The organism is Mesorhizobium sp. M7A.F.Ca.US.014.04.1.1 (assembly GCF_003998745.1).
GTDB classification, from domain to species: domain Bacteria; phylum Pseudomonadota; class Alphaproteobacteria; order Rhizobiales; family Rhizobiaceae; genus Mesorhizobium; species Mesorhizobium ciceri.
Window position 1 is genome coordinate 1 of record NZ_RZRW01000196.1, and the last position, 9,603, is coordinate 9,603.

At 63.3% G+C, this 9,603-nt stretch carries 10 protein-coding genes; 2 read left to right on the plus strand and 8 right to left on the minus strand.

Going from position 1 to position 9,603, the window contains the following annotated elements; all coding sequences use genetic code 11:
* Both EOA22_RS15100 and EOA22_RS15105 read right to left on the minus strand, forming a co-directional pair.
* Window positions 1–842: NmrA family NAD(P)-binding protein (locus EOA22_RS15100; protein ID WP_127390059.1), on the minus strand; the 842-nt coding region annotated here is incomplete at its 3' end.
* Window positions 843–885: 43 nt separating this feature from the next.
* Complete coding sequence (locus EOA22_RS15105) at window positions 886–1,308, minus strand: DoxX family protein (RefSeq protein WP_024501529.1); 423 nt, start codon at window positions 1,306–1,308, stop codon at window positions 886–888.
* Between the two features lie 73 nt (window positions 1,309–1,381).
* On the opposite strand from EOA22_RS15105, the gene EOA22_RS15110 reads away from it, so the two are divergent.
* Together EOA22_RS15110 and EOA22_RS15115 are read left to right on the plus strand one after the other, a co-directional pair.
* Window positions 1,382–2,332 (plus strand): LysR family transcriptional regulator, encoded by a 951-nt coding sequence (locus EOA22_RS15110; RefSeq protein WP_244514315.1) that lies wholly within the window; start codon window positions 1,382–1,384, stop codon window positions 2,330–2,332.
* Between the two features lie 164 nt (window positions 2,333–2,496).
* On the plus strand, window positions 2,497–3,648 hold the full coding sequence (locus tag EOA22_RS15115) for a hypothetical protein (protein WP_063168515.1): 1,152 nt from the start codon (window positions 2,497–2,499) through the stop codon (window positions 3,646–3,648).
* Here the strand turns inward: EOA22_RS15115 and EOA22_RS15120 are convergent.
* From EOA22_RS15120 to EOA22_RS15145, 6 genes are all read right to left on the minus strand, one after another.
* Complete coding sequence (locus tag EOA22_RS15120; protein ID WP_027160689.1) at window positions 3,643–4,188, minus strand: gluconokinase; 546 nt, start codon at window positions 4,186–4,188, stop codon at window positions 3,643–3,645. The genes EOA22_RS15115 and EOA22_RS15120 overlap by 6 nt on opposite strands.
* A 2-nt stretch (window positions 4,189–4,190) precedes the next feature.
* Window positions 4,191–5,177, minus strand: coding sequence for an ABC transporter permease (locus EOA22_RS15125; protein ID WP_013530866.1), 987 nt, complete (start codon window positions 5,175–5,177; stop codon window positions 4,191–4,193).
* Window positions 5,174–6,154: an ABC transporter permease gene (locus tag EOA22_RS15130; RefSeq protein WP_013530865.1), complete on the minus strand. Its 981-nt coding sequence runs from the start codon at window positions 6,152–6,154 to the stop codon at window positions 5,174–5,176. The genes EOA22_RS15125 and EOA22_RS15130 overlap by 4 nt, the downstream gene beginning before the upstream one ends.
* Window positions 6,151–7,698, minus strand: a complete 1,548-nt coding sequence (locus EOA22_RS15135; RefSeq protein ID WP_063168516.1) for a sugar ABC transporter ATP-binding protein — start codon at window positions 7,696–7,698, stop codon at window positions 6,151–6,153. Before EOA22_RS15135 ends, EOA22_RS15130 begins: the two co-directional genes overlap by 4 nt.
* A gap of 79 nt (window positions 7,699–7,777) precedes the next feature.
* On the minus strand, window positions 7,778–8,905 hold the full coding sequence (locus EOA22_RS15140) for a sugar ABC transporter substrate-binding protein (RefSeq protein ID WP_013530863.1): 1,128 nt from the start codon (window positions 8,903–8,905) through the stop codon (window positions 7,778–7,780).
* Between the two features lie 302 nt (window positions 8,906–9,207).
* Window positions 9,208–9,603, minus strand: a 396-nt coding sequence (locus EOA22_RS15145) for a substrate-binding domain-containing protein (RefSeq protein ID WP_164755456.1), incomplete at its 5' end; no start/stop codon positions are given.

Genomic DNA, 9,603 nt, shown 5'->3' on the forward strand with positions numbered 1-9,603 from the left:
AATACAGCGCGTGCGTACGTCGTACCCGCTACGTGCTCCGTACCCGCCACACCGAGGTCCATCCATCCCGCATTCACGGCCTCGAACATTTCTTCGGCGGGTCCGGAGTGACCCTTCGGGATGCCGAATTGCTCGAACGCTTCCGCCCACCCCGCACGCGGAATTGCAAAGGCTTTCACGGCGAGATTCAGGACTTCACCCAACTGCTCGGCGACTTCATCCGCGGTGACCATCGAACCGATCTCGACGATGCGCTGCCCTGACCACGTCGACCCGGTCAAAAGGGTTGCGACCTCTGCGCCGATGTCGTTCGTCGCAACCATGGTCGATTTCCGGTTTGTCGGATTGTAGTAGACCGGTAGCATTCCGCCCTGCGCGACCTGCAAGCCGTAGAGGAAATTTTCGAAGAATCCCCCCGCGCGCACAAATGCGGTTGGTGATGTCAGGCCGCGAAACCCTTGCTCCAGAAGCGACAAGGCCGCGATCACCCCGTGCCCGCTTGTTCTGTTCGCACCCATCGACGAAAGCGCGACCACTCGCGGCGGCGCTGCCTTGGTCAGAGCCTCGACATAGCTAGCAATCACGCTCCTCGCTTCTTTGTAATCGGGCGACGGCGCCCAGACAGGGGGCAACATGACGAACGCGCCTTCGACGCCTTTGAGGGCTCGCTCGATGGCTGCCGAATCATTCCAGTCGCCGTCTACCAGTTCCACGCCCTGGTTCGCCCAATTGGCCGCCTTGTCGCGGTTGCGGACGAGTGCGCGTACCTCCTTGCCGTGCGCCAGCAGATGCTCTGCCGTTGCGCCGCCAACTTTTCCCGTGATTCCCATTACTAGGAACATGTGTTTTCTCCTGATGTCGGGGGACAGAGCTGCCCCTGTTGGTTCAATGGATGAGCGGCAGAATGGCCCGGATACGGGGATCGCGGAGATAGAGGCCGCCCCAGGTCATCGCGCCCAGAAACAGGGAGATGATTTCCGGCGGCGACCCCAACTCACCGATGCGGAGATGGGCGCAGATGGCACCTCCCAAAAAGCCCGTCACCAGGATCGCGCCGAGGACGGCGGTGACCGGGATGGCGTAGAGGATGGCGCAGGCGAGGATGATCGGACCCACGACACGGGTCAGGTCCATCGCAAACCCGGTTTCCTGCAACATGCTGGCGATCTGTGCCGGCGCGAAAAGCTGAACAGTGCCATCTGCCGTCAGGGCGATGACGACAAACGCGCTCATGATCCGGCCGGCCCACAGGGCGCGATGCAAGGTCATAATTTCCGGTGTCTGATGCAGGTTCACAGTTTCGGACACTTGTCATTCTCCGATGGGGAGATCCCATATTCGAAGCTTACTGTGCCTCTCAAATGTGATAAATGCCGAGAAAATGAACCAACTGTTCTCTTTTTGGGAAACAATCCGAGGCACGAAAATGCAGAATCTCGAACCCATCCTCATTTTCACAACGGTCGCGGAAATGGGGAGCTTCACCCGCGCGGCCGATAGCCTGGGCATCCAAAAGGGGAGAGCCTCAACGGCGGTCCGCAAGCTGGAAGAAGATGTGGGTGTCAGGCTTCTGCACCGGACGACGCGCAGCGTGCGGTTGACGGAGGACGGACGCGCATTTCATGCCCGCGCCCGCGATCTGCTTGCTGAAGTCGATGATCTGCACTCGATGTTCGCAGGCGACCGCGTGGCACTTCGCGGCCGTTTGCGGGTCGACCTTCCGACCGAAGTGGCGCGCACAACGATCGTACCGGCTTTGCCGGATTTCATGGCGGCTCACCCCGAGTTGGAGCTGGAGGTGTCGAGTACGGATCGGCAAGTCGATCTGGTTCAAGAGGGGTTCGATTGTGTATTGCGGCTTGGACCCATTCGCGACGAGACCCTGATTGCCCGCCCGTTGGGCCTGTTGCGCATGGCCAACGCAGCCAGTCCCGCCTATCTGGCGCGCCATGGCGTGCCTCGATCGCTGGAAGATCTCCAGCGTCAGGAACATAGGGCAATTCATTTTTCGACGCTGCTGGGCGCGCGACCCTATGGATGGGAATATCCGGACGGCGACAGCTACGCGACGCTTCAGTTGCCAGGTGCGCTACACGTCAACAGCGCACAGACCTACGAAGCAGCGGCCCTCGCCGGCCTCGGCCTGATCCAGGCGCCACTCTTGGGCATTGGCCGATACTTGGGGAGTGGAGCGCTTGTCGAGATCCTACCCGATTTTCGTCGCCGGCCGCTCGCCGTGTCCCTCGTCGTCGCACATCGGAGCAATCTATCGCGCCGGGTCCGCGCGTTCATGAAATGGATCGAAGATGTGCTGACGCCATATATGGAATAGCGATACGACTATCTTCGTCCGGCCCTCGAAATCAACACTTCGTAAGCGGCGCGCTTGTCTCAAGTCTAGGGCAAGCGAAATTTGCAGAAGTCTTGAGCGCGGACATGACCTTGCACGGCCCAAGCCGACGCAGTAAAGCGGGGTTCGAAGAACGGGCTGGACCGATGAGGCTGTGGTGGTTAGAAAAATCCCGCAAGGCCGCCCGCAAGCTGCCGTCGGCAGCCAGTTTCCGCACTGAAATCATCGCAGACGTCTTCGTCCCGGAACGGGCGGAGGATGTACGCTTCTTCAGCCGCAAGCTGGTTCGCCCTGGCCGGCTTCGCCGCTTTTCCAACAAGGATCTTCGCGAAGGCCTGCTGTCTATCTTCTATCTCGTGGTGGCGGCGGCACTGCCGGTGCGGTGGTGGGCGCCGATCTGCGGCCGCGTATCGAGGTTTCGCCTCAAGCGCCATATGCGCAAGGAATTCCCGGCCTACGCTGCCGCCACGCTCGCGGTGCTGGGCGATGGTATCGATGCACGCAAGCTGTTCGAGGGATTGCTGGCAGCGCGCCACCGCCGCCGCTTGCAGCTCGCCGCACATCTGGTGGCCGGCCGCTGGTCGCCGACGATCCGGCTGGAGGGGTTGGCGGGGCTGCGGTCGGCCTTGCAGCGCGGCCACGGCGCCATCCTCTGGTGCGATCAGTTCACCGCCCAGACCATCATCGGCAAGCGCGCGCTGTACGAGGCCGGTATCGAAGCGCATCAGGTGAGCGTCAACACCCACGGTATTTCCGAATCGGCGTTCGGCTTGCGTTTCCTCAATCCGCCGCTGATCGATGTCGAAAACCGGTTCCTGAAAAGCCGGGTCGTCTTTGGCCGCGACGACACCTATCAAGTCACCATCCGCATCCAGAAGATCCTGAAGCAGAATGGCGTGGTGACGATGACCAACACCGTCCATGCCGGCACGAGCTTCACCGAGGCAGCCATGGGCGAAAGCGGCTGGACGCATCTCGCCTCGGCACCGGCGAATTTCGCCGCCAGGGGCAGGACCGCCCTGTTTGCCATGTCGACCTTCGAAGTGGTTCCCTTCATCGAATACCGGGCCGTGCTCAGCCCCGAGCTGACGCCGGAGGCATCTGTCAGCCCGGCAACGGACATGGCCAGGGATGGCGCCAAGAACATGACTGTGCAGGCGCACTACATCCTGCTCAAGCGCGACCGCCTGCTGGAAGCGCTGAAGCTCTACCCCGAGCAGATGCTGACGTGGTCCCGCCGGCAGCGGCTGACCGAGGCCTCGGACAGCATCGGCATCGGAATGGATGAAGGCTCATGACCGGCGTATCAGACGGACCGCGGCGGCGACGAGCTCACCGACCGGGCGTGTGGCATTGAGTTTCGAGGCGCGCTCATCCGCAGCCGGCGGCTCGAGGATGGCGAACTGGCTGTCGACCAGGCTCGCCGGCATGAAGTGGCCCTTGCGGCTGCCGACGCGCTGCCTGGCCGTACCAGGGTCGATCTCCAGATAGAGGAAGACGATTTCCGGGCAGAAGCCGCTCAGCCGGTCGCGGTAGCTGCGCTTCAGCGCCGAGCAGGCGGCGACCACGCCGTTGCCCTGCCCCACCGACGCGGCGATGCGCTCGCCGATCGCGTTGAGCCAGCCTTCGCGCAGCTGATCGGTAAGCGGCTCGCCGCTTGCCATGCGTGCGACGTTTTCCGGAGGATGCAGCCTGTCGCCCTCGATAAAGGTAACGCCCAGAGCGGCGGCAAGCCCAACGCCCACCGCCGACTTGCCGCAGCCGGCGACGCCCATAACCACGATGGCCGGCACCGAGCCGGGGGCGCTCGTCGGCGCCTGTGCTGCCGCTTCGTCCACTGTCAGCGGCTTGCCGGCGCGCGGCCGTAGAGCAGCAGCATGGCGACGATGACGACACCGTAGATGATCTGCCGCCCCGCCTCCGGCATCTGCATGACCGACAAGATGGATTGCAGCAAAGTGATGAGGATGACACCGGCGACAGTGCCGAGATAGGAGCCGCGCCCACCCAAGATCGAGGTGCCGCCAAGCACCACCGCGGCGATCGACGGCAGCAGATAAGCGTCGCCCATCGACTGCGCCGCCTTGGAGGCATAGCCGGCCAGAAGCACGCCGCCGAAAGCCGAGAGCCCACCGGAGACGGCGAAGGCGATCATCACCACGCGCCTTGTGTCGATGCCGGAGAGATAGGCCGCGCGCTCGCGGTTGCCGATGCCGTAGACGGTGCGGCCGAAGCCGGTCCGCGTCAGCACGAACACCATCGCGGCCCCGATCAGCGCCCAGATGATGACGGCGTTGGGCACGCCCGGAATGGCGAAACCGGTCGCCAGGTAGCGCATCGCGCCCGTCGCCGAATCCTGCGGCGAGAAGCCGCCGGTGTAGACCACCATCAGCCCTTGCGCGACAGCGTTGGTGGCCAATGTGATGATCATCGAGGGGATGCGCAGATAGGCGACGCCGATGCCGTTGACGACGCCGATCAGCATGCCGCAGATGATGCCGAACGGGATGGCCAACGCCACGCCGACCGGGCCGTACGCCGCCGCGGCGCAGGCCATCATGGCGCCCGCCGCCACCGCCCACGGCACCGACAGGTCGATCTGGCCGAGCAGGATGACCAGCATCATGCCTGTCGCGATAACGCCGAGGAATGAAGCCACCTTGAGCTGCTGCAGGAGATATTCAGGCGACAGGAAGCTTCTGGAATAGAGGCTGCCGAAGAACAGCAAAAGCACGATGCAGGCAAAGGCCGTCAGCACCGCCGGATCGGCGCGGCGGATGAATCTTGGCATGCGGCCGGCAATGCCGCCAAGCGTCGTTTCGCTCACAGGAACCACTCCAGCCGGTTGCGGACCCGAAACAGGGCGAAGGCGCCGAGGCTGACGGCGACCAGCAGGATAACGCCCTGGAACAGCGGCTGCCAGAGCGGATCGAAATCGAAGACGAACAACAGGTCGCCGATCGTGCGGAAAGCCAGTGCGCCGAAGATGGCGCCGATGGCGCTGCCCTTGCCGCCGAACAGCGAAACCCCGCCGAGCACCACGGCGGCGATCGAAAACAGCGTGTAGGAGTTGCCGCTGGCATAGGCCGCCTCACCCGTATAGGTGAAGAAGGTCAGGAACAATCCGCCGATCGCCGCCAGCAGGCCGGCCAGCGTGTAGGCGGCGAACTTGCCGCGCCGGATCGGCACACCCGACATGTAGGCCGCCGTCTCCGATGAGCCTGCCGCGTAGGCGGCGCGGCCAAGCACCGAGCGGCTGAACGGCACCCAGATCACCAGCACGATGGCCAGCAGCACGACGAGACTTGCCGGCACCACGCCGAACACACGACCGGTCAGCGCATCGGCCAGGTCCTCATTGACCGAGCCGCCCGGAAATGGCCGCAGCAACAGGCCGATGCCGTAATAGACGGCGCCTGTGGCAATGGTGGCGACAATCGGCTGCAGCCGGCCATAGATGACGATGGCGCCGTTGATGGCGCCGCACAGCAGTCCCACCGCCAGCACGGCGATGACGCCGAGCGTCGTCTGCATCGGCGTTCCCACCACCAGCCACGAAGCCAGGCAGTTGGTGAGGAGAAAAATCATGCCGACGGACAGGTCGATGCCGGCGGTGATCACCACCAGCGTCTGCGCCATGGCGACGAAGGCGAGCAGCACGCCCTTGTTGGCCGCCGTCTGCACCACATTGGCGGTGAAGCCGGCCGGATGGTTCGAGGTGTAGATGACGAACATGACGATGAAGATGCCGAACGCCAGCAGCGTTCCGCGCTGCTCGGCCAGCCAGTAGCGCCAATCCTTCATGCGCCCACTCCCAGGCCCACCCGGCTCTCCTCGCCATGGATGTTGAGCGCGCTTGATATCAGCGCCCGCTCGGTGATCTCGGCGCCGACCAGCTCGCGCTTGACCGCCCCGTCATAGAGCACAAGCACACGGTCGCAGCAGCCGATCAGCTCGTCATAGTCGGTCGAGTAGAACAGGATCGCAGCACCCGCGTCGGCCAGTTTGCGCATCAGCTGGTACAGCTCCTGCTTGGTGCCGACGTCGATGCCGCGCGTCGGATCGTTGAGCAGGATGATGCGCGGCTGGCGCATCAGCCATTTGGCGATGACCACCTTCTGCTGGTTGCCGCCCGAAAGCGCGCCGACCGGAATGTCGAGGCCCGCCGTCTTGATCGCCAAAAGACCGACCATGTCGTCGATCAGCCGCTGCTCGGCGGCACGGTCGATGATGCCGGCTTTCGACAACCGGTCGAGCGCGGCGAAGGACAGGTTCTCGCGCACCGTCATCGGCAGCATCAGCCCTTCGGTCTTGCGGTCCTCGGGAATGAGCGCCATGCCGATGCCGTCGTCGCGCGCAACGGATGGACTGGTGATCGACACAGGCTTGCCGTCGATCAGGATCTGGCCGCTGAGGCCGCGCAGCACGCCGAAGAAGGAGAGCAGCAATTCGCGCTGGCCCTGGCCGTCGAGGCCGCCAAGGCCGACCACCTCACCTGCCCTGACGGTCAGCGAGATGTCGTGCAGCCGGTCGGCCCATGAGAGCTTGCGGGCCTCGAGCCTGGGGGCCGCGGCGGCAGGCACGGCCGTCGGCTTGGGCGGAAAGATATGGCTGTATTCGCGGCCGATCATCAGTTCGACCACCTCATTGTCACTCTTCGAGCCGGCTGGATAGCTGGCGACATTGCGGCCGTTGCGGAACACCGTGCACTGGTCCGCCAGTTCGGCGATCTCGTTCATGCGGTGCGAGATGTAAAGCAGCGCCAGCCCTTCCGCGCGCAGCCGCTTCAGCACCGCGAAGATCTTCGAGACATCCGCGGCAGTCAGCGCGGAGGTCGCCTCGTCGAGGATGAGGATGCGCGGCTTGCGTGCCAATGCCTTGGCGATCTCGACCATCTGCCGGCGCGACAATGGCAGGTCCTTGACCAGCGCCAGCGGGTGGATGTCGGCGGCGCCGGCACGAGCAAGTGCTTCTTCGGCGATGCGGCGTTGCGCCTTGCGGTCGATCATGCCGAAGCGTTTGGGCGGGTCGGAAATGACTATGTTGTCGGCAACGCTTAGCTCGGGGACCAGCGACAGTTCCTGGAAGATGCAGACGATGCCGGCCTTATTGGCGGCACCCGGAGAGGCGAAGGTCGCCTCGCGCCCATCCAGAGTCATGCGCCCCTCATCGGGCGCCACGACACCTGCCATGACCTTGATCAGCGTCGATTTGCCGGCGCCGTTTTCACCGAGAATGGCGTGAATGCTGCCGGCTTCGACAACAAGCTCGGCCTTCTCCAGCGCGCGTACACCGCCATAGCGCTTGGATATGCCTTCCATACGAAAGAGCGGAGCCGCACCGTCCATCGGCCCTCCCAGGGCGATTGTGGAATTGAGACAAACGCCGCGGCTCAAGCCGCGGCGCCAGGTGACAGCCAGCGATGATTTACTGGTTTTCCTTGGTCTGACCCATGATTTCCTGGGCGCTGAAATTGATGCCGCAGGTCGGGAAGGAATTGCCGACGAAGAAATTGTCGGATTCCTTGGGGAAGTAATCCGTGCCTTCCTTCATGTTCGGGTCTTCGGCGATCGCCAGCGGCAGCTTCACCTCTTGTGGCACGACTTCGCCTTCGAGTGCGGCGATCGCGGTCTTGATGGCGACGGCGACCTGAGCCGGGCCCGAGCCCGCGGACGAGCACTTCAGCCCGTCGGCTGAATGCGCGGCGCAGAACTTGCGGAAGCCGTTCTCGGTCTCGCCGCCAAACGGCACGAACGGATGCTTGGCGTCGATCATCGCCTGCACGATGCCCGTGTCGCCGCCCTGCCCGGTGATGCCGTCGAACGGACCGTTGGTGGCGATCGCATCCGCGGTCACCTTCTGTGCCACGCCGTCATCCCATTTGCCGGCGACTTCGGTCACGTCCCACTTCTTGCCGGACGCATCGAACACCTCGTGGATGCCGTTGTGACGATCGGTGTCGACGGAGGTGCCGGCGACGCCGCGCACTTCCAGGATCTTGCCGCCGTTCGGTATCTTGCCGACCAGCCACTTGGCCCACAATTCGCCAAGACCCTTCTGATCGACATTGACGTTGATGGCGTCCTTGGTATCGAGAATGTTGTCGAAGGCGACCAGCACGATGCCCGCTTCCTTGGCACGCTTGATGACCGGACCGAAGGCCGTCGGGTTCTGGGCGTCGGTGACGATGGCGTCATAGCCGGAATCGATGAAATTGTTGATCGCCGAGATCTGTGCCGGCACGTCCTCGCCCGTCGAGACGACCTTGAATTCCTTGATCTTGGCTTTGACTTCAGGTTGCGCGGCGTAGGCCTTGGCCGTCTGCACCATCTGGATGCGCCAGGTGTTGGCGATATAGCCATTGGCGAAGGCGATGCGGAACGGCCCTTCCTTCTTGGGATATTTGAAGAATTTGGTCTCTGCGCTCCACGGCGCGAAACAGTCCGCCTGAGCGGCGGGACCCGACACGATTTCGGGTCCGGCGGCCATGGCGGCCGAATTGAGCATGACGAATGCAGTGGCGGCAACGACGCCACCAACGAGTGACTTGATCATCGATAATCCTCCCGATTGCAGTTCTGATTGTTCGTTTCGCAATGCGAATTTTTCGCGCGATGGACCGGCACCTCCCGCCTTGCCATGCGCTTCCTCGGCCGCCCGTGATGGCCGACCCGGTACCTCCCTTGTCGCCGCCAGCGGGGCGAAAACTATCATATTATCCATAATAAACAAGTATTAGTTGTCGCTTATGTATAATAAACAGGTGCGACCTATCGTTCATGCAACTGCCTGTAGGAGATGGTAGCGCTACCAAATCGGCGTGTAAACCGGCATTCGCACAGTCGCTTCTGTGCGTTTCAACGCGCCGTGCTCTCGCGGCGCTTGAGCTCGAAACCGAGATCTACGATCCGTTGCTCCGGTCTTTTGCCGGCGATCGCAGCAAGCGCCATGGCGACGGCACGCCGGCCGATCTCATAACGATGGGTGCGGATGCTGGTGACCGAAGGAAACGCCACCTGCATCATGTCGAGATCGTTGAAACCGACGATGCCGATCGTCTTCGGCACCGCGATCGAGGCGCGATGGCATTCGAACAAGACGCCGAGCGCGATGTCGTCATTGTTGCAGAACACCCCGTCGAGTGTCGGCACCTTGGCCAGCGCGTCGCGGAACATCTCGCGGCCGAGCGACACGCTGGACAGCACCGGCGTGGTGGTGACGAGGCGCGGGTCGAACAAGCCCGCGGCCTCCAT

What these genes read in the sequence shown, in the direction of transcription:
- EOA22_RS15110 (WP_244514315.1), top strand. Translation starts at nt 1,382, where the DNA reads ATGAACCAACTGTTCTCTTTTTGGGAAACAATCCGAGGCACGAAAATG.
- EOA22_RS15115 (WP_063168515.1), top strand. Translation starts at nt 2,497, where the DNA reads ATGAGGCTGTGGTGGTTAGAAAAATCCCGCAAGGCCGCCCGCAAGCTG.
- EOA22_RS15130 (WP_013530865.1), bottom strand. Translation starts at nt 6,154, where the DNA reads ATGAAGGATTGGCGCTACTGGCTGGCCGAGCAGCGCGGAACGCTGCTG.
- EOA22_RS15135 (WP_063168516.1), bottom strand. Translation starts at nt 7,698, where the DNA reads ATGGACGGTGCGGCTCCGCTCTTTCGTATGGAAGGCATATCCAAGCGC.
- EOA22_RS15140 (WP_013530863.1), bottom strand. Translation starts at nt 8,905, where the DNA reads ATGATCAAGTCACTCGTTGGTGGCGTCGTTGCCGCCACTGCATTCGTC.